This window comes from Streptomyces sp. NPDC021080, assembly GCF_044333225.1.
GTDB lineage: Bacteria > Actinomycetota > Actinomycetes > Streptomycetales > Streptomycetaceae > Streptomyces.
On sequence record NZ_JBIRQM010000016.1, the window covers coordinates 97,937 to 118,834 of the forward strand.

The window sequence follows — 20,898 nt, forward strand, 5'->3', positions numbered from 1 at the left end:
GCAGCGCTTCACAGGAGGCGTGATCGGGCGGAGGAGGCGGCATGGCCGGCGAGAAGACGGCGAAGGTGCCGCTCGCGGCGTACGAGCGGGAGCTGCTGCGTCTGCAGACGGAGCTGGTGAAGCTCCAGGAGTGGGTGCGGACCGAGGGCGCCCGCGTGGTGGTGGTCTTCGAGGGCCGGGACGCGGCGGGCAAGGGCGGCACGATCAAGCGGGTGGCGGAGCATCTGAACCCGCGCATCGCGCGGATCGCGGCGCTGCCGAAGCCGACGGAGCGCGAGCGCACCCAGTGGTACTTCCAGCGGTACGTGGAGCATCTGCCGGCCGCCGGGGAGATCGTGCTGTTCGACCGGAGCTGGTACAACCGCGCCGGGGTCGAGCACGTGATGGGCTTCTGCACGAAGGAGGAGCACCAGCTCTTCCTGAGGCAGTGTCCGATCTTCGAGCGGATGCTGGTCGAGGCGGGGGTGCTGCTGCGCAAGTACTGGTTCTCGGTGAGCGACGCGGAGCAGCAGAAGCGGTTCCGGCGCCGGCTGAAGGACCCGACGCGGCGCTGGAAGCTGTCCGCCATGGACCTGGAGTCGATCACCCGCTGGGAGGCGTACTCCCGGGCGAAGGACGAGATGCTGGTGCACACGGACATCAGCGAGGCCCCGTGGTTCGTGGTCGAGAGCGACGACAAGCGCCGGGCCCGGCTGAACATGATCGCCCATCTGCTCTCCACGGTTCCCTATCACGAGGTGCCGCCGCCGGTTCTGGAGCTGCCCGACCGGCCGCCGTCGACGGGTTACGTCCGCCCGCCGCGTGATCTGCAGACCTACGTCCCCGACCACGCGGCGAGCCTCTGAGGCCCTCACGCCCGCAGGGGCACGACGGCGACGGGGCAGGCCGCGTGGTGCAGTGCCGCGTGGGCGACCCGGCCGAGCTGCATCCCGATGTGCCCGTGGCCGTCGTGCCGCCGGACCCCGAGGACGAGCAGGTCGGCCTCGTCGGAGGCGTCCAGCAGCACTCTGCGGGCGGTTCCCTCGACGGTGCGCCGGCGCACGGCCACCCCGGGGTGGCCGGCGGCGGCGCCGCTCAGCGCCTTGTCGAGCGTCTCCGCCGCCCGCAGTTCGTGCGTCCGCGCGGGCTCGCCCGGCGCCGGCGGATGATCGGTGCTCTCGTGGGCGGGGCACCGCCAGGCGCGTACGGCCTCCAGCGCGACCCCGCGCCCGGCCGCCTCCTCGAAGGCGAAGCGCACGGCGGTCGAACCGTGCGCGGGATCGCCGACCCCGAGCACGACCCGCCGGTGGCGGCCGTCCCTGGCCCGGTTGTCGTGGCTGCCGCGCAGCACGATCACCGGGCAGTGGGCGCGGGCGGCGACGGTGAGGCTCACCGATCCGAGAAGCATCCCCGCGATGCCGCCGCGTCCCCGTGAGCCGAGCACCAGGGCGGTGGCGTCCATGCCCTTCCTGAGCAGCGTGCCCACCGCGTCGTCGGGCACCACCTCGGTGGTGACCGCCACGGCGGCGTCACGGCGGCGGGCGCGCTCGGCGGCGGCCCGCACGACGGTGTCGGCCATGATCTGCTCGGAGGGCCTGCCCGGCCCCTCGGCGGGGGCGGCGCCTTCGTAGCGTTCCCAGAGCGAGGCGTACACCAGGCGCAGCGGCAGGCCGCGCAGGGCGGCCTCGTCCGTGGCCCAGTCCACGGCGCGCAGGGCGAGCTCGGACCCGTCGACGCCCACCACGAGGGGCAGGTCCACCGCGGTCAGCTCCCTTCGCCGAAGTCGAAGACGATCCGGGCCTGGATACGGCCGTGCAGCACCTCGTCGATGGACTCGTTGACCGAACTCAGCGGCCGGGACTCGCGGATGACCCTGGTGCGGCCCGCGGCGTGCAGGTCGAACACCTCGGCCAGGTCCTGCCGGGTGCCGACGATGGAGCCGATCACGGAGGTGCCGTTCAGCACGGTCTCGAAGATCGGTACCTGGATCGTGCCGTGCGCCGGCATGGCGACCATGACGAGCTTCCCGCCGCGCCGCAGCCCCGTGTACACCGCGGAGAAGGCCTCCTCGTTGACCGCGAGCGCGAGCGCGGCGTGCGCTCCGCCGTGGCCGCGCAGGACCTCGCCGGGGTCCTCCTTGCGGGCGTCGATCACGAGGTCGGCGCCGAGTTCCGCGGCGAGTTCGAGTTTCTCGTCGGTTACGTCGATCGCCGCCACGGTCGCCCCGGCGATCTTCGCGTACTGCAGGGCCAGGTGACCGAGTCCGCCGACCCCGGAGATCGCGACGAGCTGGCTGGGCCGGACGTCGGCGACCTTCAGGGCCTTGTACGTGGTGACGCCGGCGCAGGTGAGCGGGGCCGCGTCGAGCGGGTCGATGCCCTCGGGCACCGGCTGGGCGAAGTCGGCCCAGGCGAGCATCTTCTCGGCGTAGCCGCCGTCGCACCCGTAACCGGTGTTGACCTGCTGCTCGCACAGGGTCTCCCAGCCGGAGAGACAGTGCTCGCAGCGTCCGCACGCCTTGCCGAGCCAGGGGACGGCGACCCGTTGTCCCACCGTGAGATGGGTGACGCCGTCGCCCAGTGCCTCGACCAGGCCGACGCCCTCGTGTCCGGGGACGAACGGCGGGCTCGGCTTGACCGGCCAGTCGCCGTGGGCGGCGTGGATGTCGGTGTGGCAGAGCCCGGAGGCCTCCACCCGGATGCGGACCTGTCCGGGGCCGGGCTCGGGGTCCGGGCGGTCCTCGATGACCAGCGGCTCACCGAACGCTCGTACGACTGCTGCTTTCATGGAGTGTCTCTCCTTGCACGATCGGGTCGCGGTCGGCACCGGGTCCGGGGGCGACCGACGGTGCTCACGGGTGTGCGACGACGGCGACGGGGGAGGTGGCGTGGTGGAGCACGGCGTGCGTGACGGGCCCGATGTGGGCACCGAGCGCGGCCTTGCGGATCCGGCGGCCCACGACCAGGAGCGAGGCCTCCCGGGAGGCGTCCACGAGGTGGTTGGCCGGCTTTCCGGACAGGGAGTCCTCGACGATCTCGACGGCCGGGTACTTCTCGCGCCAGGCCCGCAGTGCCGCCGTCATGGAGGCGGCGTCCTCGGCGGCCAGCCGGGCGGTCATCTTCAGGTCCGGGGGCAGCCCGTAGGCGATGTAGGGCGGCTCGTTCCAGGAGTGCACCACCCGCAGTGCCGTGGCACGCAGGAGGGCAGCCTCGAAGGCGAAGCCGATCAGCGCGTCGTCCGGGCGGCTGGTGTCGAGTCCGAGCACGACGGGGCGGAAGGGCGCGGCGGCGGACGGGATGCCCGCCGGATCCGGCAGGTGCTCGTCCGCGGCCTGTTCACCGGCGCGTACGAACACCACGGGCCGCTCGGCGTGCGCCGCGACGGCCAGTCCGGCCGAGCCGACCATGAAACCGCCCGCGCCGCTGAGCCCGCGCGTGCCGAGGACCAGGAGTTCGGCGTCGTCCGCGGCCTTCAGCAGTTCCTCGGCGGGCCGGCCCGTGAGCTGCTCGGTGGTGACGGTGACTCCCGGGTGCCGCAGCCGTACCCCCTCGGCGGCCTCGCGCGGGATCCGCTCGCTCCAGTGCTGGTGGGTCTCGGCTCCGAGCAGCGGCGCCTGGGCCATGGGGTCCGGGGCCGGTTCCCATACGTTGACCAGCCTGACCGGCAGGGCACGCAGCCGCGCCTCGCGGGCGGCCCATTCGGCGGCGGCGAGACTCTCGGGAGAACCGTCGAGGCCCACGGTGACGGTGCGGGGCATGGTGTCCACCTCCTGAATCGGCGGCCCGGTCGGGTCCGATTCCAGCGTCGCGTCGTAACGGTCGGGTCGGGCAGGGGCCGCAGGTCCCCAGGAGGGGCCGTTCGGCCCAAGGCGAGCGGTCCGGCCGCGCGGTGGAACCACGGACGGGCCGGGCCTCCCGTCTTCGGCCGGCGGGGCAGGCGGTCGGCGCGGACGACCGGGAGCCCGGCCCGGAGCCCGCCGCCCCCGGGGTGTCGCCCGCGGAGGCCGGTGCGAGGACGGTCGGGGCGGCGGCTCGGACGAGGTGGCGGTCGACGAACGGGTCACCGGCGGGCCCGGCGATCCGTCCGGCGGGTGCCGGGCGGACGGCCGTACGGCGACCCGCGCCGGTCCTGTCATCACGGTGCCCGCGATCGCGGCGGTCCGCAGCGCGACACCGCCGATCAGGGCGAGCCCGAGCGGGCCGGCCGTGGACACCCCGTCGGTCCGGCCGGCGCCGGTCCAGGAGCGGAACGCCGGCTCCAGCGGTCCGGCGGCGACAGGCGGGACCCCGTACGCCGGCAGGAGACCTCGTGCACAGCCGTGGTGGTGATCCCTTCGAGGATACCGAGGATGCCGGGCCGCTGCCCGGGCACGGAGATCGTTCTCCTCTCGCCCCGCGATCCCCCGTCCGGTGCCGAAGGACCGTCTCCCCGGGGCTGAACGCCCCCTTCGCGCGGACCCGTCGGACCGTCGAGCCGTCGGCTTGGCGCACGCGGGCGCGGGTGTCCCGTCCCGGACCCCGGCCGACCGGCTGGCCGCGTGGTCGTCGAGCGGCTCCGTGGGGAACGCGACGTGGAACGCGACCGGGTTGTGCATGATCTGTTCCAGGGCCTCGGACGGGGCCGGTACGCCAGAGCGGCACACGCCACGACGACAGCGGGAGACCCCTTCGATGACCGTACCGGCGCATCCGCTCGTCACCGCGGCCCGGGACCTGGCGGACCGGGTGCTGGCACCCCGGGCGGAGAGCGTGGACCGGGACGGCATGCCCGCGAGCAGCATCGAGGCCGTGAAGCGGTCGGGGCTGCTCGGGATCGGCGCCCCGGTCGCGGACGGCGGTTCGGCGGCGCCCGCCGCGGTGGTCCGCGAGACCGCCGAGATCCTGGCCGGGGCGTGCTGCTCGACCTGGTTCGTGCAGACCCAGCACCACACGCCGGTGGCGACCCTGGCGAAGAGCGCCCTTCCGGTACGGGACCGGCTGCTCGGTCCGCTCGCGCGCGGGGAGCTGCTGTCCGGTGTCGCGTACGCCCAGTTGCGCGCCCACCCGCGGATCCCGGTACGGGTCACGCGCGAGCGGGGCGGCCGGCGCTTCGACGGGACGGTCCCCTGGTACACCGGCTGGGGACTGAACGACGTCATGCTGCTGGCAGGGGTGACGGACGAGAACGAGGCGCTGTTCGCGTTCACCGAGGCGCGTGAGCAGCCGGGGCTGCGGCCGTCCCCGCCGATGCGGCTCGCGGCGCTCACCGCGTCCCGGACGGTCTCGCTGGAGCTGGACGGGCTGTGGCTGCCCGAGGAGGCGGTGGTGCTGCGCGTCCCGTACGAGTCCTGGGCGGTCACCGACCGGCCGAAGAACACCAACGCCTCACCGGCCGTCTTCGGGGTCACCTCGGCGGCGATCGGCCTGCTGGGGGACGATCCGCCGGCGCGGGAGACGGCCGAGGCGCTGCGGGCGCGTCTCGACGAGGTCAGACGGCAGGCGTACGAACTCGCCGACCACCCGGTGCCGACCGAGCGGATCGAGGAGCGGCTGACGTGCAAGACACGGGCGTACGACGTGATGCGGGCGGCCACCACGGCAGCGGTCGTGGCCGGCGGCGGGCGGGCGATGGATCTGCGCAGCCCGGCCCAACGGCTCGCGCGCGAGGGGCTGTTCCTGCTGGTGCAGGGGCAGACGGCCCAGGTGCGCGCCGCGCACCTGGGGTCGCTGGGTTCGTCCGGCCCGGGCGCTGCGCTCAGCGGGTGAAGGGCACCTGGACGGCGGGCTCGGGCGGCGCCGCGAACGGGTGCCGCCACAGGCCCCGCGCGGCGAGGCGGGGCAGGACGCCCTCGCCGAACCAGTAGGCCTCCTCCAGGTGCGGGTACCCGGAGAGCACGAACTCGTCGATGCCGAGGGCGTGGTACTCCTCGATCCGCTCGGCGACCTCCTCGTGGCTGCCGACCAGGGCGGTGCCCGCTCCGCCGCGCACCAGACCGATGCCGGCCCACAGATTGGGGTGGATCTCCAGTCCGTCCCGGCTGCCGCCGTGCAGCGCGAGCATCCGTCGCTGCCCCTGCGACTCGCTGCGGGCGAGCCCCTCCTGCACGGACCGTACGGTGGCCGGGTCGAAGCCGTCGAGGAGCCGGTGGGCCTCGGCCCAGGCCTGCTCGGAGGTGTCGCGTGCGATGACGTGGAGCCGGATGCCGAACCGCAGGGTCCGGCCCTCCCCGGCCGCGAGCCCGCGGATCCAGGCGATCTTCTCGGCGACCTGCGAAGGCGGTTCGCCCCAGGTGAGGTAGACGTCGGCGTGACGGGCGGCGACCTCGCCGGCGACGGGTGAGGAACCACCGAAGTAGATCTCCGGGACGGGGTCGGGAACCCGGGTGAGCCAGGCGTCCTCGACCCTCAGGTGCTCGCCGGTCAGATCGACGGTCTTCCCGTCCCACAACTCCCGTACGATCTGCAGGAATTCGCCGGTACGGCGGTATCTGGCGTCCTTGTCGAGGAAGTCGCCGTACGCGCGCTGTTCGTGACTCTCCCCGCCGGTCACCACGTTGAGCAGCAGCCGGCCGCCGCTGTGGCGCTGGAAGGTGGCGGCCATCTGCGCGGCGAGCGTGGGCGACACGAAGCCCGGCCGGAAGGCCACGAGGAACTTCAGCCGCTCCGTGTACCGGCTGACCATCGCGGTCGTCAGCCACGCGTCCTCGCACCAGGCACCCGTCGGGGTGAGGGCACCCACGAACCCCAGGTCCTCCGCGGCGCGGGCGATCTGGCTCAGATAGGCGACGGTCGGCGGCCGGTCCCGTCCGGAGGCGGTGGCGGGGGTGCCGTGGCCGCCGCCGACGACGTGACGGCTGTCTCCGTTGGTGGGAAGGAACCAGTGGAAGGTGAGGGACACGGCGGAGTTCTCCGATCGTGGGGACCCGACGGGCGCGCGGCCGTCGGACGGGGGCTAGATGAGGCCGTGCCGCGGGGGCCGGGTGCCGCTCAGGACGTGACGGCCGAGGTGCTGGAGCTTCCAGCGCGCCGGATCGTGCAGGGTGTGGGTGCGGGCGTCACGCCAGTGCCGGTGCAGGTTCAGCGAGTTGAGCGCCGCACGGGTCCCGGCCACCTCGAACAGGGCGTCCGCGACCAGGACGGCGGTGACGGAGGTGTGAGCCTTCGCGGCGGCCACGGCGATGGACGCCTCGGCCGCCGACGCGTCGGTCAGCTCCTCGCGGGCCGCGTCGACCGCGCGGCCCGCGACACCGAGCAGCGCCTCGGACGCCCTTGTCTGGAGCGCGAGTTCACCGAAGCGCTGGATGAGCAACGGGTCCTCGGCCGCCGTGTCCACGCCGCTCTCGAACCAGGGCCGGCTCTTGGTCCGCACGAACTCCGCGGCCTCGGCGAGCGCGCCCGCCGCGATCCCGGCGTCGATGGCGGCGTGCAGCAACTGCGCGACCGCGCCGTGCAGTTGTGGCCCCTGGAAGGTGAGATGGTGCGGGACCACACGGTCGGCCGGAACGACGACGCCGTCGAGCCGGACGGTGCCACTGGCCGTGGTGCGCTGTCCCATGCCGTCCCAGTCGTCGACGACGGTGAGACCGTCGGCGTCCCGCGGGACGTAGGCGACCTGCAGGGTGTCGTTTTCGGCGCGGGCCAGGACCGGGATCCAGTCGGCGAAGAGCGCTCCGGTGCAGTAGTGCTTCACACCGGTGAGCCGGTGCGTGCCGCCCGGGCCCGGTTCGAGCCGGGTGCGGATGTCCTGGACGTGCCGGGTACCGGCCTCCGACTGCGCGTTGCCGAACCGCCGCCCCGCCAGGATCTCCGCGAAGAAGAACTTCTGCTGGGCCGACGAACCCTGACGACGTATCACGTTCACGTACACGAAGTGGTTCTGCGGGATCTGGGCGAGGCTGGCGTCGGCCGAGGCCAGCAGCCGGAAGATCTCCGCCAGGGTCTGTGCGCTCACGTCCGCTCCGCCGTGCCCGGCCGGCACCGTGACGGCGAGCAGGCCGGAGGCGGAGAGACGCTTCAGCTCCTCGTGCGGGAGACGCCGTTCGGCGTCCCGCGCCGGGGCTCCGGCGCGGAACTCGTCGGCGAGGGCGGCGGCGACGGCCAGCGCCTCGGCGTCGTCCGCGATCACTTCGGCGGTCATCGGCGTCAGCCCGTGGCGGCGAGCAGGTGTCCGCTGCCGAGGGCCGCCGAGAACTGGTCCACCACCTGGGCCAGGGCCTCGGCGGTGCCCGGCGCCACGGTGACGCTCCCGTCCGGCCCGGTGATGATGTCCTTGTCGAGGGTGAACCAGCCTTGGACTATGTGGGCCGCTCCCATGGAGTTGAGCACCGGCCGCAGCGCGTAGTCCAGGGCGAGCACATGGGCGGTGCTGCCTCCGGTGGCCAGCGGCAGCACGGTCTTCCCGGTCAGGGCGTACTGCGGGAGCAGGTCGAGCAGGGCCTTGAGGACGCCGGAGTAGGCGGCCTTGTACACGGGGGTGCCGATGACCACCCCGTCGGCGCGGGCGAACAGCTCGGCCGCCTCGACGATGGCGGGGTGCTGGAAGTCCGCGCCGAGCAGCGCCTCCGCGGGGACGGTGCGGACGTCGAGGGGAATCACCTCGTGGCCCTGCGCGGCGAGCCGTGCGTCGAGGTGGCGCAGGAGCTTGGCGGTGCGGGAGGAGACCGAGGGGCTGCCGGAGACGGACAGGACGGTGGCCATGAGTCCTCTTTCGTGAAACGGGTTCCGGTGGACGAGTTCCGGGTGAATGCCGTGAGCGGACTCACGGGTGGATTCCGTGACCCGGGTTCCGGGTGAGTGGGCGTGACCGGCGTTCCGGTGGCGGCGGACTGCCGGGCGGGGGCAGGAGTACGGGGACGACGGGCCAGGCTCGCACTCCACGCGCGCGGCCTGCTGGAAAGGGGCCTGAGTCCTGACGGACTCCCGTCCCCTGTGCGGCAGTTCGACGCACCGAACGGACCGAGGCGCGGCACACGGGCCGACGGCTGTTCGGAACGCGTCGGGGTTCGGGAACTCAGCCGCGATCAGGCGGAGTTCGGGCGCCGAAGCGAGGGCGGGAGACCAGGGCACGTACGGATCACGGAGAAAACAAGCCACCGTGGGCGGACGGACCGCGCGAAGGAGACCCGGGGGTCGGGGTCGTCAGACTTCGCGGCGACAGAACGCGCTGCAGACACGCGCGAGGTCGACGTGGCGTCGCCGCGTGAGGTCCAGTCGCATCGTCATGCAGAGATCGTCGCAGCCCAGAGCAGGGACAGTCAAGGAACGGCGGTCCGGTCTCGCATCCCGGACCGTGACGTGCACCGGTGTTCCGCGGACATACGCCTGGCCGTCACCGCCCTGCGCCGCCCCGGACGTGAACCGCTCCTGCCGGGTGCGCTCGCCGCCGTTCCTGGTGCTCAGCCGCGTACCGGCATGATCCCGTGCCTCCGGCGCGGTTTGGGGGCGTCCAGCATGGTGACGCCGTTGTAGCGGCGGCCCCGGAAGAAGAGCACCGGCGCGGCGACGAACGTGACGAAGACCGAGACGATGCTGACGGGGAACACGGCCGGAAGCGACTGGCCCTCGGGCAGCGTGCGGCCGCCCTCGTGGACGGCGTAGCCGAACGCCGCAGCGAAGACGATGACACTCAGGGCGGCCAGGACCAGCAGGACAGCGCTGGTCCGGCGGGTACGGGCCTCGGTGCGGACCTCGGCCAGCAGGGAGGCGTCGCACACCGGGCAGATCAGTTCCACGCTCTGTTTGCCGGACGCCGGCCGACGCACCCGGTACAGGCCGTCCTTCCAGGTGATCCTGCGGGTCCTGGTGAGGAACCCGGTCGTCTCGTCACTGAGGATGTGGCGCACCGCGACTTCCACCGTGCCAGGTATGGGTCCGTTCATGTCCCGTCAGCCCCCCGTTCGCGCACGTCCCGATATGGACGTGCGGCCAACACAGTGTCGGATTCGCGAGGGCGGAGATCAACCGCCCACGACAGGCTTTGCCCCGGCTATGCCTTCCGGATGGACGAGCCGTCTGCGCGCGGGAGTTGCCGCGGATCCGGCCCGGTTGTTCAGCCGAGGACGCTCACCCGACGTCAGGTCGGAGACCGCAGGGCTCGCTTCCCCCGCCCGCTTGAATCGGCGGTTGCCGGGCAAGCGCACTCCACGGGACTCGTCGCTCCGGGTCCGCCGTCCGAACTGGAGGTGTCTGCCGCCATGGGCACAAAGGTGCTGGAACGATTTCCCGCCGGGGCTCCGCGTGGATCCTGGACCGCGGAGGAGTACGCGGCCCGGCGCCGGACCGAGGGGCTGAAGGCGACGGTCGTGATGGACCTGAACTCGGACGCCTTCCTCGTGGTGGTCCCGGCCGGCGACGAGGACTGAGCCGGCGCCGGCCTCACGGACATCGACAGTCCCTGTCTCTCAGACCTCGACGCGCTCGTCCCCCCGGGCCCCGGGCTCGGGCGCCGGCTCGGATCCGGGTCCGGGCTCGCGGCTGAGCACCCCCGGCCACCAGGCCCGGCGGCCGATGTCGCGGACCAGGGCGGGCACCAGCAGGGAGCGGACGACGAGGGTGTCGAGCAGGACGCCGAAGGCGACGATGAAGGCGATCTGCACCAGGAAGGCCAGCGGGATCACCCCGAGGGCGGCGAAGGTCGCGGCCAGCACCACGCCCGCCGAGGTGATCACCCCGCCGGTGGCGACGAGTCCGCGCAGCACGCCCTGGCGTACCCCGTGACGCAGCGACTCCTCACGGACCCGGGACATCAGGAAGATGTTGTAGTCGACGCCGAGGGCCACCAAAAACACGAAGCCGTACAGCGGCACGGACGCGTCGGTGCCCGTGAAGCCGAACCCGTGCCGGAACACGAGCGAGGAGATGCCCAGCGTGGCGAGGAAGTTGAGCGCCACCGTGGCCACCAGGAGCACCGGCATGAGCAGCGAGCGGAGCAGGACGGTCAGTATGACCAGGATGATGGCGAGGACCACCGGCACGATGAGCGTCCGGTCGCGTTCGGCGGTCTGCCGGGTGTCGTACTGCTGGGCCGCGTAGCCACCGACGAGCGCGTCGGCGCCCGGTACGGCGTGCACCGCCGTGCGCAGCCGCGCGACCGTCTCCTTGGCCGCGTCGCTGTCCGCGGCGGACCGCAGCGTGACGTCGACACGGACCCGGCCGTCGACGATCCGGGGCGCTCCCCCGCCGGGCCGCCCGGACGCCGTCACTGCGGCGGCCGACGCGACGCCGTCCGTGGCCCGCGCCGCGGACGTGACCTGCGCGGCCCGGTCCGCGTTCGCGATGATCACGGCGGGGTTGCCCGAGCCGCCGGGGAAGTGCCGTCCGAGGGTCGCCTGCGCGGCGACCGACGGCGCGTCGTTGACGAAGGTCTCGGAGAGCGGGATGCCCTTCGCGGTCAGGGTGGGCGCGAAGGCCGCGCAGGCGAGGAGCCCGGCCAGGGCCGTCGCCCAGACCTTGCGCGGCGCGCGGTCGACCAGTGCCGCGACCCGGTTCCAGATGCCGCTGCCGGCGCTCGTCCCGTCCGCCGGGCGGGGCTTGGCCGGCCAGTAGGCGGCACGGCCGAGGAGCACCAGGACGGCGGGCAGGAAGGTGAGCGAGCTCAGTGCGGCGCAGGCCACGCCGATGGCGCCCACGGGGCCGAGCGACCGGTTGTTCGTCAGATCGCTGAGCAGCAGTGCCAGCAGTCCGAGGGCGACGGTTCCCGCGCTCGCGACGATCGCGCCCCAGGACTGGCCGAGGGCCGCCCGGACCGCCGTGAACCGGTCGCCGCTCAGGGCGAGTTCCTCACGGAATCGGGCACTGAGCAGGAGGGCGTAGTCGGTCGCGGCGCCGATCACGAGGATCGAGAGGATGCCCTGCACCTGGCCGTCGACGCGGACGACGCCGTGGTCGGCGAGGACGTAGACGACGGCGCAGGCCAGGCCGAGCGCGAACACCGACCCGAGGATGATGAGGAAGGGCAGCAGCACACTGCGGTAGACGAGCAGCAGGATGACCAGGACGGTCGCCAGGGCCACCCCGAGGAGCAGTCCGTCGATTCCGGCGAAGGCGTCGCCGAGGTCGGCCTGGCTGGCCGCGGGGCCGGCGATGCCCACGGTCGTGCCGGAGACGGCTTCGGCGGCGGTACGGATGCGGTCCACGGCGTCGGGCAGTTGCCTGCCGAGGTCGGGCCTGAGCTGGACGACGCCCTCCAGTGCCCTGCCGTCCCGCGACGGCAGGGCGGGTGAGGGCCGGCCGGCCACACCGGGGGTGCCGGCGAGAGAGGCGAGCGCGCGGGTCGCCGCGGACTGGCGGGTCCCGGCCGTGGAGCCGTCGCCGTCCATGGTCCACACGACGATCGCGGGCAGTGTCCCGGCCTGCTGGAAGGCGCGCTGCTGGGCCACCACCTTCGTGGACTCGGCGCTGCGCGGCAGGAAGGCGGCCTGGTCGTTGGTGGAGACCTCGCCGAGCCGGCCGGCGTAGGGGCCGAGGGTGCCTCCGATGCCGAGCCAGGCGACGAGCAGGACGACGGGGATCAGCCACAGGGCTCGGCGCGGGGTGAGGGACATCGCTCTCCAGATCTCACGTACAGGTGTCTCAATGAATGACAATCTCAATCATTGAGATATCTCGCGGCCAGATCGTAGACCATGCCCGGGCTTCCGGCCCCGGCGGCCGTCCGGACGCACGGGCGGGGGTGTCCGGACGTGTGGGCGGGGGTGTCCGAATGTGTGGATGCCGGGTGCCCGCGCACCCGGCACCCGGCAGGCCCGCCCGCGGCGGGTTCGGGGCGCGGACGCGGAACCGCGCGCCGACGGCGGGTCAGCGCCCGGGAGACCGTACGGCGGAGAGCTGTTCGTTCATCGCCGACAGGAAACGGAGGACCACGGACAGCTCGTCCTCGGTGAAACCGGACCGCACGCTCGCCGTGACGTCGGCCAGCGGCCGGAAGTGGGCGCGCGCGGCCGCCCTCGCGTCGGGAACGTAGTGGAGGTGGACCACCCTGCGGTCGGGGCTCTCCCGGACGCGCCGGACGTGGCCCGCGCGTTCGAGCCGGTCCAGACACGCGGTGACCGCGCCCGAGGTGAGTCCGAGGTGTTCGCGCAGCCGACCGGGTGTGAGCGGCTCGGGCGCGTCGAGGATCGCCGCCAGCGCCAGCACGTCCGTCGCGTGCAGACCGTGCTCCCCGGCGAAGCCGTGGACCAGCCGGTTGATCTCGCCGTTCATCCGGCGCAGCTGGACCGCGAACGCGTGAAGATCCGTCGTCACGGGCTGTTCCCGCTCCCGGCCCCCGTCGGGGTCCGGACCGTCCGTCCGGTCGTCACGGTCGTCTCGTCTGGCCACGTGATCAGCCTATAGAAGTCCCGGCACCTCCCCCGTTCGGGCGTCCGGCACCCGGCGGCTGCCCCGTCCGGCGCATCCGCGGGCGGTCCCCGGGTGGAAGGGATCAGGGAGGGAGGCGGATCCACGGCAGGACATGGCGGCGACCGACGGAGGACCCATGAGCGACGAGGAGACCCGCACCGGCCCGAGGTGTCTGGTCACCGGTGCCACCGGCTACATCGGCGGACGGCTGGTCCCCGAACTCCTGGCCGAGGGGTACCGGGTGCGCTGTCTGGCCCGCTCGCCGGCCAAGCTGCGCGACTACCCCTGGGCGGGCGGGGCGGAGGTGGTGCGCGGCGACGTCACGGACGCCGGATCGGTCGCCGACGCGCTGCGCGGGTGCGAGGTCGCGTACTACCTCGTGCACGCCCTCGGCACGGGCCACGACTTCGAGGCGACGGACCGCAGGGCGGCACGGATCTTCGGCGAGCAGGCCCGGGCGGCGGGTGTGCGCCGCATCGTCTACCTGGGCGGCCTCACCCCCGCGGACGTACCCGTCGGAGAACTCTCGCCGCACCTGAGGTCCCGGGCCGAGGTGGGGGACATCCTGCTGGCGTCGGGCGTACCGACCACCGTGCTGCGCGCCGCGGTGATCATCGGCTCCGGCTCCGCCTCCTTCGAGATGCTGCGCTACCTCACCGAGCGGCTGCCGGTGATGGTGACACCTAGCTGGGTACACACACGGATCCAGCCGATGGGCGTACGCGATGTGCTGCGCACCCTGGTCGGCAGCGCCGGGATGCCCCCGGAGGTCAACCGCGCCTTCGACATCGGCGGCCCCGACGTCCTCACCTACCTGGAGATGATGCGGCGGTACGCGGCCGTCGCCGGGCTGCCGCGCAGGCTCATCTTCCCGGTGCCCGTGCTCACCCCGCGGCTGTCCAGCCACTGGGTCGGACTGGTCACCCCGGTGCCCGCGTCGATCGCGCGACCGCTCACCGAGTCGCTGCGCCATGAGGTGGTGTGCCACGAGCACGACATCGTCCGCTACGTTCCCGATCCTCCGGGACGCCCGATCGGCTTCGACGCCGCCGTCACCCTGGCGCTCCAGCGGGTGCGCGACGCCCAGGTGACCACGCGCTGGTCGTCGGCCTCGTATCCCGGGACGGCCAGCGACCCGCTGCCCACCGACCCCGACTGGGCCGGCGGCAGTCTCTACACGGACGACCGCGAACTGGCCGTGGACGCCTCGCCGAAGAACCTGTGGCGGGTGATCGAGGGCATCGGCGGCGACAACGGCTGGTACTCCTTCCCGCTCGCCTGGGCGGTGCGCGGCTGGATGGACCGGCTGGCGGGCGGGGTGGGGCTGCGGCGCGGACGCCGGGACGCCGACCGGCTGCGGGTGGGCGACTCGCTCGACTTCTGGCGGGTGGAGGAGATCGAGCCGGGGCATCTGCTGCGGCTGCGGGCCGAGATGAGACTGCCGGGGCTCGCGTGGCTGGAGATGTACACGGACGTGACGGACGACGGTCGTACGCGCTACCGGCAGCGGGCCCTGTTCCATCCGCACGGGCTGCTCGGGCACCTGTACTGGTGGAGCGTCTCCCCCTTTCACGCCGTGGTGTTCGGGGGCATGGCCCGGAACATCGCGCTGGCCGCGAAGAACGCGCCCACCGCCGCCGCGGCACCCGCGCTCACCCGCTGACCCCTCGCCCGTGCCCGCCGCCGGCCCCGCGTCCGCGGTCTCTCTCCGCCCGACCCCGGGTCGGCGCCGGACCGCCGCACCGAGCGCACCTCCGCGCTCCCCTGCGCCCCTGTTCCCCCGTCCCCCGCTCCCGACGAGCCCCTCGCTCCCTCGCGTCGGTGATCTCCCGCCGGCGCCGCATCCGCACGACGCGCCCGAGCCGAAGCAGACCGACGCCGCAGCCCTCACAGCACCGCCCCGGAGCCACCCCATGACCGTCTCGATCGTCCTGTTCACCTCCGACCTGCGTCTGCACGACCATCCGCCACTGCGGGCCGCCCTCGACGGTTCGGACGCGGTGGTGCCGCTCTTCGTCCGCGACGAGGCCGTCGCGGACGCCGGTTTCACCGCCCCGAACCGGATGGCGTTCCTCGCCGACTGCCTGGCGGACCTGGACTCCGGGCTCCGTGAACGCGGCGGCCGTCTGGTGGTGCGCTCCGGCGACGTGGTCACCGAGGTGACCGGGGTGGCCGCCGAGGCCGGCGCCGACGACGTGCACATCGCGGCGGGAGTCAGCGCCTACGCCCAACGCCGGGAGGAGCGGCTGCGCTCCGCGCTGGCGGCGCGGGGCCGTCGCCTGCACGTCCACGACGCGGTGGTCACCGCGCTCGCCCCCGGCGCCGTGACCCCGGCGGCCTCCGACCACTTCGCCGTGTTCACGCCGTACTACCGCCGGTGGGCGCGGCAGCCGTTGCGGGACCCGGCCGCGGCCCCCCAGGCCGTCCGGGTGCCGGACGGCATCGGCTCGGAACCGGTCCCCTCCCGCCCGGAGGTGACGGCGGTGTCCGAGGGACTGGCCCGGGGCGGCGAGAAGGAGGCCAGGAGACGGCTGGCGGCCTGGCTGCGCGGCGGGATCGGAGCGTACGAGGACCGCCACGACGACCTGCCCGGCGACGCGACCTCCCGGCTCTCCCCCCATCTGCACTTCGGCACGCTGTCGCCGGTCGAGCTGGTCCACCGGGCGCGCGGGGCGGGCGGTCCGGGTGCCGAGGCGTTCGTGCGGCAGGTGGCGTGGCGGGACTTCCATCACCAGGTGCTGGCGGTCCGGCCGGACGCGTCCACCGCCGACTACCGCTCCCGGCACGACCGTTGGCGTTCGCAGGCCGAGGCGAAGGACGACATCGAGGCGTGGCGGGAGGGGCGGACCGGCTATCCGGTGGTCGACGCCGCGATGCGGCAGCTGCGCCACGAGGGCTGGATGCACAACCGGGGACGGCTGCTCACCGCGAGCTTCCTCGTCAAGACGCTGTACGTGGACTGGCGGATCGGGGCCCGGCATTTCCTGGACCTGCTGGTGGACGGCGATGTCGCCAACAACCAGCTCAACTGGCAGTGGATGGCGGGGACGGGCACGGACAGCCGGCCCAACCGGGTCCTGAACCCGGTGGCCCAGGCCCGACGTTACGACCCGGACGGAGCATATGTCCGGCGCTGGGTGCCCGAGTTGGCCGCAATCGCGGGGAATGCCGTACATGAACCGTGGAAGCTGCGGGGGCCGGCCCGGGTGGCCCCCGACTATCCGGAGCCGATCGTCGAACTGTCCGAAGGGCTGGCCCGGTTCAAGAAGGCCCGCGGCCTGGACTGACGACAACGCCCCGAGCGGCACCCCGGCCGCGTGCGTGAGCAAACCGAACCGCGTATAAACTGCCGAGGATTTTACCTGTTGTAGAGATTTCTCAGCGGTGCGCCGCCGTATACGTGGTCGTCCGAACCACTCGTACCGGATCCCCGCGCGCCGGATCCACCGCGCGGCCACCCCGGAGCCAACCGCTCCGGGACCGCCGTACCCGCCCCCAGGAGGCTGCTCAATGCGCATTACACGGAACGCGGGAACACTCTTCGTGACCGGTGCGTTGACGCTGACCCTGGCCGCACTCGCCTATCCGGCCATGCTGGGGATCCAGACCACGTCCGCCACCTCGGTGGCCGTCATCGCCAACCCGTCCTCGGGGCCGCTGACCGAGGCCGACCGCGACTTCGTCGTCAAGGTGCGCGCGGCGGGGCTGTGGGAGTACCCGGTCGGGCAGCTGGCTCTGCAGAAGGGCACCACTCCGGCGGTGCGAACGGCGGGGCAGCACCTGATATCGGGTCATGCCGGACTCGACACCACGAGCCGCAAGGTGGCCAAGGAACTCGGCATCACGCTGCCCAACAAGCCGTCCCCGCTGCAGCAGGGCTTCGTGGCGACGCTGACCGCGGACTCCGGTTCGAAGTTCGACAGCGACTTCGCCAACATCCTGCGCATCACCCACGGACAGATCTTCTCGACCGTGGCGAAGATCCGCGCCACGACCGAGAACACCCTCGTACGGCAGCTCGCCGACCAGGCCAACGACACCGTGCTGGACCACATCACCGTGATGGAGAAGACCGGGCTGGTCGACTTCAACTACGTGATCGTCCAGGAGACCAGCATCCCGAAGGTGCCCGCGGTCAACCTGACGCCTCCGCCGCCGCAGCCCGGTGAGCCGGAGGTCGTCCTGACGCCGCCGGCGGGCGGGGCGGCTCTTCCCTCGGCCGGGGCCTCGCTCCCCGCGGCCGGAGCCTCGCTGCCCGTGCAGCCCTCTCCGACGCCGACGGTGGGCTGACCCGCCGCAGGTCACGGAGACGGAACAGCGGCCGCCCGGGCGATGGTTCGCGAGGGCGGCCGTGGTGCGCGCGGGGACGGGGCGGCCGACGGGAGCCAGGCGTCCGCCTGCCGGGGCGGCCGGTTCAGCCGTCGGCCAGGCCCGTCAGCGCGGTGAGCGCCTCCCGCAGTCCCGGTGGCCGGAGCATCCCCGGTTCCGGGCGTCCGGCCCAGCCGGGGCCGCCGAGAACGACGACGGGATGGCTGCGGGCACCCCTGACCCCCCACGTGGTGGACGCGATGTGCCGGGCCAGGGGGCGGTCCGCGGTGGAACGGGTCTGCGACCACAGCACGACGGCGGCAGGCCCGAGCCGCCGCACCGCCGCGGTCAGCGCCTCCGGCGGCACCGCGGGGCCGAACATCCGGGTGGGCAGGCCCTGTTCGGCGAGCCCCGCGTGCAGTGCCTCCAGCGGAAGGCAGTGCTGTTCGCCCGGCACGCAGGCCAGCACGATCGGTCCCGCGCCGGCGGCCGGCACCTTGGGCTCCGCCGGTCGCGGAGCGCGGTGCAGCACGCGGGAGATGTGCCACGACAGCAGGTGCTCCACCTCCACGTAGCGGTCGCCCGCGGACTCCCACTTGCGGCCCACCGCGTGCAGGGCCGGCACCATCACCTCCTCCCAGCCGACGACCACGCCGTGCCGCTCGACGAGCGAGGTCAACTGGTCCTCCATGGACGGCGCGTCGAGGCGTACGGCGGCGCGCGCGAGCCCCTTGCACTCCTGCCGGGGATCCCCCAGGGGCTCCGATCCGGCCGCCGGGGCCAGGGGTTCCGGCCGGTCGCCCGCGGTCCCGGGCCCGGGCGCCAGGGGGTCCGGCCGGCCCTTGGCCGCCCTGGCCGCCTCGGCGGGCGGCACTCCGGCCGAGGTCAGCCGGCACATCTCCTCGAGCATCGCCACGTCCTGGGGTGTCCAGCGGCGGTGCCGCCCGCCGGAGCGGACCGCGGGCCCCATGCCGTATCTGCGGTCCCAGGAGCGCAGGGTGGTGGGTGACACGCCGAGGCGGCGGGCCAGCGCGCCGGTGGTGACACCCGCTTCGGCGGATCCCGTGCCCGGCTCCCGCCCCCGATCCGACCGGCTCTCACCCATACGGCGACTATACGACGCAGAAACGATGCGAGTTGTCGCCTCTGTCCCCTGGTTCACACAATCGGTTTCACGGGCCCCACACAGGGATTCCCGGAGCAAGGAGCCGTGGCCATGAGCGCAGATCCGACCGCCGAGCACCCGGCCGCCGAGGCCGGGGAAGCGATCACGGACGCCGACCTGGCCCGGGGCATCGTCGACGGGGACGAGGACTCACTGGCCACCGCGTACCGGCGCTGGGCGCCGCTCGTGCACGCCCTCGCCCGGCGTTCGCTGGGCGACGCGCGCGAGGCGGAGGACGTCACCCAGCAGGTGTTCCTCGCCGTGTGGCGGGGGGCGCGGGGTTATCGGCCCGAGCGCGGCACGGTCGCCGGCTGGCTCGTCGGCATCACCCGGCGCAAGATCGCCGACGCCCTGTCCGCGCGGACCCGGCGCACCGAACTGGTGGGCGCGGCCGGTGCCCTCCTGGTCCTCACCGACGACACCCGGTCCCGCCCGGAGACCACGCTCGACCGTGTCCTCGTCCGGCACGAGCTGGCCAAGCTCCCGACACCGCAGCGCCGGGTCCTGCACCTGGCGTTCTACGAGGACCTCACCCAGACGCAGATCGCCCAGCGCACCGGCTGGCCGCTGGGCACGGTCAAGAGCCACTCCCGGCGCGGCATGCACCAGCTGCGCGACGGTCTGCGCCCGCTCGCCGAGGTCTGAGCACGGGCGGCCGCCGTCACTTTTCCCGTCTCCGGGCCAATCCGTCATCCCAGCGGCTTCGGATCACCTCCGAACCGCCGAAGCGTCCTGGAGGACCACATCGTGAAGGAAGCCGTGGAGATCGGGCGGAACCCGTCCGCGGAGCCGGACCTGCCGGATCTCATGGCCCGGGTCGCCCGCGGCGACCAGGAGGCGTTCGCCTCGCTGTACGACGTGGTGGCGGGCCCCGTCCTCGGCATCGTGCGCGGGGTGCTGCGCGACCGGGCGCAGTCGGAGGAGGTCGCGCAGGAAGTGCTGGTCGAGGTGTGGCGGACCGCCGCCCGCTACCGGCCCGAGCGCGGGTCGGTGATCAACTGGGTCCTCACCCTCACCCATCAGCGGGCCGTGGACCGGGTGCGCTCGGTCGAGGCCGCGGCGGCCCGGGAGCACAGGGCCGCCCTCCTCGACCGGACGCCCGAGTTCGACGAGGTGGCCGAGCAGGTCGAGGCACGGCTGGAACGTGAGCAGGTACGGCGCTGTCTGCGCACGCTGACGGAGCTCCAGCGCCAGTCGGTGGCCCTGGCCTACTACCGCGGGCTGACCTACCGGGAGGTGGCGGAGCTGCTGGCGGCTCCCCTCGGGACGGTCAAGACACGGCTGCGGGACGGTCTGATCCGGCTGCGGGACTGCCTGGGGGTGACGGTGTGACCACGGCCGACCTGCACACGCTGACCGGCGCCTACGCGCTGCACGCGCTGGACGCCGACGAACGCGAGCGTTTCGAGCGGCACGCCGCGGACTGCGCCGACTGCGCGCGGGAGGTCCGGGAACTGAGTGCCGCGGCCGCGCGTCTCGGCCTGGCCGCCACCGTTTCGCCGGATCCGGCGCTCAAGGACCGGGTGATGCGGCGGATCGGCGCGGTCCGGCAGGAGCCGCCGCGCACGATCGCCGTGACGGCGGCCCGGCCCTTCGGCGTCCGTCGGCCGGCGCGATGGGCACTCGCCGCGGCCCTGGCCGCGGCGGCCTCGCTGGGCGGTACGGCGGTGTGGCAGTACGAGCGCGCCCAGGACGCCCGGCAACAGGCCCGGGGCGCCCAGGAACAGGCCCGGCAGGCCGAACGGCGTGCGGGCCAGGTGGCGGCGGTCCTCACCGCTCCGGACGCCACGTCGCGTACGGCGGAGCTGGCGGGCGGGGCGAGCGGCACGGTCGTGGTGTCCCGGAGCCGGGACCGGGCCGTGTTCATCGCCTCGCGGATGCCGAAGCCGCCGCGCGGCAAGATCTACCAGCTGTGGTACGACGACGCCGGCACCATGCGGTCCGCCGGGCTGATGAACCCGGGCCGCACCACCGAGACCGTCCCGCTGGAGGGTTCCGTCGACGGCGCGTCCGGCATGGGGATCACCGTGGAACCGGCCGGTGGTTCCCCGGCACCGACGTCCGCGCCGCTGGCCCTGCTGGGGCTGCCCGCCTGAGCGTCCGTCCCCTCGGTTCGGGGGGAGGGGACGG

19 protein-coding genes are annotated in these 20,898 nt (G+C 73.6%); 9 read left to right on the forward strand and 10 right to left on the reverse strand.

From position 1 onward, the window contains the following. Nucleotides 1-41: 41 nt before the first annotated feature. The gene (ppk2, locus tag ACH4S8_RS33650; RefSeq protein WP_398400897.1) at nucleotides 42-845 is read left to right on the forward strand and encodes a polyphosphate kinase 2; all 804 of its coding nucleotides are present in this window, start codon (nucleotides 42-44) and stop codon (nucleotides 843-845) included. A gap of 5 nt (nucleotides 846-850) precedes the next feature. Here the strand turns inward: ppk2 and ACH4S8_RS33655 are convergent, their stop codons facing one another. The 3 genes from ACH4S8_RS33655 to ACH4S8_RS33665 form a co-directional block, all read right to left on the reverse strand. Next, on the reverse strand, nucleotides 851-1,738 hold the full coding sequence (locus tag ACH4S8_RS33655; RefSeq protein WP_398400899.1) for a universal stress protein: 888 nt from the start codon (nucleotides 1,736-1,738) through the stop codon (nucleotides 851-853). Between the two features lie 5 nt (nucleotides 1,739-1,743). Continuing rightward, nucleotides 1,744-2,766, reverse strand: a complete 1,023-nt coding sequence (gene adhP, locus ACH4S8_RS33660) for an alcohol dehydrogenase AdhP (RefSeq protein ID WP_398400901.1) — start codon at nucleotides 2,764-2,766, stop codon at nucleotides 1,744-1,746. 64 nt (nucleotides 2,767-2,830) lie between these two features. Then, nucleotides 2,831-3,736 (reverse strand): universal stress protein, encoded by a 906-nt coding sequence (locus ACH4S8_RS33665; protein ID WP_398400903.1) that lies wholly within the window; start codon nucleotides 3,734-3,736, stop codon nucleotides 2,831-2,833. 913 nt (nucleotides 3,737-4,649) lie between these two features. Between ACH4S8_RS33665 and ACH4S8_RS33670 the strand changes: the two genes are divergently transcribed. Beyond that, nucleotides 4,650-5,723: an acyl-CoA dehydrogenase family protein gene (locus ACH4S8_RS33670; protein WP_398400905.1), complete on the forward strand. Its 1,074-nt coding sequence runs from the start codon at nucleotides 4,650-4,652 to the stop codon at nucleotides 5,721-5,723. On the opposite strand, the gene ACH4S8_RS33675 is transcribed toward ACH4S8_RS33670, so the two are convergent. From ACH4S8_RS33675 to ACH4S8_RS33690, 4 genes are all read right to left on the reverse strand, one after another. Further along, complete coding sequence (locus ACH4S8_RS33675; protein WP_398400907.1) at nucleotides 5,713-6,855, reverse strand: LLM class flavin-dependent oxidoreductase; 1,143 nt, start codon at nucleotides 6,853-6,855, stop codon at nucleotides 5,713-5,715. The genes ACH4S8_RS33670 and ACH4S8_RS33675 overlap by 11 nt on opposite strands. Nucleotides 6,856-6,909: 54 nt before the next feature. After that, the gene (locus tag ACH4S8_RS33680; RefSeq protein WP_398400910.1) at nucleotides 6,910-8,094 is read right to left on the reverse strand and encodes an SfnB family sulfur acquisition oxidoreductase; all 1,185 of its coding nucleotides are present in this window, start codon (nucleotides 8,092-8,094) and stop codon (nucleotides 6,910-6,912) included. A 5-nt stretch (nucleotides 8,095-8,099) separates the two neighbouring features. Continuing rightward, a complete protein-coding gene (gene ssuE / locus ACH4S8_RS33685; RefSeq protein ID WP_398400912.1) occupies nucleotides 8,100-8,654 on the reverse strand; it encodes an NADPH-dependent FMN reductase in 555 nt (184 codons plus the stop codon). Between the two features lie 698 nt (nucleotides 8,655-9,352). Then, a complete protein-coding gene (locus ACH4S8_RS33690) occupies nucleotides 9,353-9,835 on the reverse strand; it encodes a hypothetical protein (RefSeq protein ID WP_398400914.1) in 483 nt (160 codons plus the stop codon). Between the two features lie 315 nt (nucleotides 9,836-10,150). Between ACH4S8_RS33690 and ACH4S8_RS33695 the strand changes: the two genes are divergently transcribed. Then, nucleotides 10,151-10,318: a hypothetical protein gene (locus tag ACH4S8_RS33695; protein ID WP_339127605.1), complete on the forward strand. Its 168-nt coding sequence runs from the start codon at nucleotides 10,151-10,153 to the stop codon at nucleotides 10,316-10,318. A gap of 39 nt (nucleotides 10,319-10,357) precedes the next feature. Here ACH4S8_RS33695 and ACH4S8_RS33700 read toward each other — a convergent pair whose 3' ends face one another. Beyond that, a complete protein-coding gene (locus tag ACH4S8_RS33700; RefSeq protein WP_398400917.1) occupies nucleotides 10,358-12,499 on the reverse strand; it encodes an MMPL family transporter in 2,142 nt (713 codons plus the stop codon). A gap of 253 nt (nucleotides 12,500-12,752) precedes the next feature. Next, the gene (locus tag ACH4S8_RS33705; RefSeq protein WP_398400919.1) at nucleotides 12,753-13,274 is read right to left on the reverse strand and encodes a MarR family winged helix-turn-helix transcriptional regulator; all 522 of its coding nucleotides are present in this window, start codon (nucleotides 13,272-13,274) and stop codon (nucleotides 12,753-12,755) included. 157 nt (nucleotides 13,275-13,431) lie between these two features. Here ACH4S8_RS33705 and ACH4S8_RS33710 point away from each other — a divergent pair, with 157 nt between their 5' ends. From ACH4S8_RS33710 to ACH4S8_RS33720, 3 genes are all read left to right on the forward strand, one after another. After that, a complete protein-coding gene (locus ACH4S8_RS33710) occupies nucleotides 13,432-14,958 on the forward strand; it encodes an SDR family oxidoreductase (RefSeq protein WP_398400921.1) in 1,527 nt (508 codons plus the stop codon). A 250-nt stretch (nucleotides 14,959-15,208) separates the two neighbouring features. Beyond that, entirely contained in the window at nucleotides 15,209-16,582 is a 1,374-nt protein-coding gene (locus ACH4S8_RS33715; protein WP_398400923.1) for a cryptochrome/photolyase family protein, read from the forward strand. 223 nt (nucleotides 16,583-16,805) lie between these two features. Further along, nucleotides 16,806-17,585 (forward strand): DUF4142 domain-containing protein, encoded by a 780-nt coding sequence (locus tag ACH4S8_RS33720; RefSeq protein ID WP_398400925.1) that lies wholly within the window; start codon nucleotides 16,806-16,808, stop codon nucleotides 17,583-17,585. 124 nt (nucleotides 17,586-17,709) lie between these two features. Here the strand turns inward: ACH4S8_RS33720 and ACH4S8_RS33725 are convergent, their stop codons facing one another. Next, the gene (locus ACH4S8_RS33725; RefSeq protein WP_398400927.1) at nucleotides 17,710-18,708 is read right to left on the reverse strand and encodes a MerR family transcriptional regulator; all 999 of its coding nucleotides are present in this window, start codon (nucleotides 18,706-18,708) and stop codon (nucleotides 17,710-17,712) included. A gap of 111 nt (nucleotides 18,709-18,819) precedes the next feature. On the opposite strand from ACH4S8_RS33725, the gene ACH4S8_RS33730 reads away from it, so the two are divergent. The 3 genes from ACH4S8_RS33730 (at nucleotide 18,820) to ACH4S8_RS33740 (ending at nucleotide 20,864) form a co-directional block, all read left to right on the forward strand. Then, nucleotides 18,820-19,413 carry a sigma-70 family RNA polymerase sigma factor gene (locus ACH4S8_RS33730; RefSeq protein WP_398400929.1) on the forward strand — a complete coding sequence of 198 codons (594 nt, stop codon included), beginning with the start codon at nucleotides 18,820-18,822 and terminating at the stop codon, nucleotides 19,411-19,413. Between the two features lie 102 nt (nucleotides 19,414-19,515). Beyond that, nucleotides 19,516-20,100 (forward strand): sigma-70 family RNA polymerase sigma factor, encoded by a 585-nt coding sequence (locus ACH4S8_RS33735; RefSeq protein ID WP_398400931.1) that lies wholly within the window; start codon nucleotides 19,516-19,518, stop codon nucleotides 20,098-20,100. Next, on the forward strand, nucleotides 20,097-20,864 hold the full coding sequence (locus tag ACH4S8_RS33740; protein WP_398400933.1) for an anti-sigma factor domain-containing protein: 768 nt from the start codon (nucleotides 20,097-20,099) through the stop codon (nucleotides 20,862-20,864). Before ACH4S8_RS33735 ends, ACH4S8_RS33740 begins: the two co-directional genes overlap by 4 nt. Nucleotides 20,865-20,898 lie beyond the last annotated feature (34 nt).

Excerpts from the sequence above, each read along its gene's own strand:
- ACH4S8_RS33730 (WP_398400929.1), top strand. The coding sequence starts at position 18,820 with ATGAGCGCAGATCCGACCGCCGAGCACCCGGCCGCCGAGGCCGGGGAA.
- ssuE (WP_398400912.1), bottom strand. The coding sequence starts at position 8,654 with ATGGCCACCGTCCTGTCCGTCTCCGGCAGCCCCTCGGTCTCCTCCCGC.
- ACH4S8_RS33715 (WP_398400923.1), top strand. The coding sequence starts at position 15,209 with ATGACCGTCTCGATCGTCCTGTTCACCTCCGACCTGCGTCTGCACGAC.
- ACH4S8_RS33680 (WP_398400910.1), bottom strand. The coding sequence starts at position 8,094 with ATGACCGCCGAAGTGATCGCGGACGACGCCGAGGCGCTGGCCGTCGCC.
- ACH4S8_RS33665 (WP_398400903.1), bottom strand. The coding sequence starts at position 3,736 with ATGCCCCGCACCGTCACCGTGGGCCTCGACGGTTCTCCCGAGAGTCTC.
- ppk2 (WP_398400897.1), top strand. The coding sequence starts at position 42 with ATGGCCGGCGAGAAGACGGCGAAGGTGCCGCTCGCGGCGTACGAGCGG.
- ACH4S8_RS33720 (WP_398400925.1), top strand. The coding sequence starts at position 16,806 with ATGCGCATTACACGGAACGCGGGAACACTCTTCGTGACCGGTGCGTTG.
- ACH4S8_RS33695 (WP_339127605.1), top strand. The coding sequence starts at position 10,151 with ATGGGCACAAAGGTGCTGGAACGATTTCCCGCCGGGGCTCCGCGTGGA.
- ACH4S8_RS33710 (WP_398400921.1), top strand. The coding sequence starts at position 13,432 with ATGAGCGACGAGGAGACCCGCACCGGCCCGAGGTGTCTGGTCACCGGT.
- adhP (WP_398400901.1), bottom strand. The coding sequence starts at position 2,766 with ATGAAAGCAGCAGTCGTACGAGCGTTCGGTGAGCCGCTGGTCATCGAG.
- ACH4S8_RS33670 (WP_398400905.1), top strand. The coding sequence starts at position 4,650 with ATGACCGTACCGGCGCATCCGCTCGTCACCGCGGCCCGGGACCTGGCG.
- ACH4S8_RS33700 (WP_398400917.1), bottom strand. The coding sequence starts at position 12,499 with ATGTCCCTCACCCCGCGCCGAGCCCTGTGGCTGATCCCCGTCGTCCTG.
- ACH4S8_RS33725 (WP_398400927.1), bottom strand. The coding sequence starts at position 18,708 with ATGGGTGAGAGCCGGTCGGATCGGGGGCGGGAGCCGGGCACGGGATCC.
- ACH4S8_RS33690 (WP_398400914.1), bottom strand. The coding sequence starts at position 9,835 with ATGAACGGACCCATACCTGGCACGGTGGAAGTCGCGGTGCGCCACATC.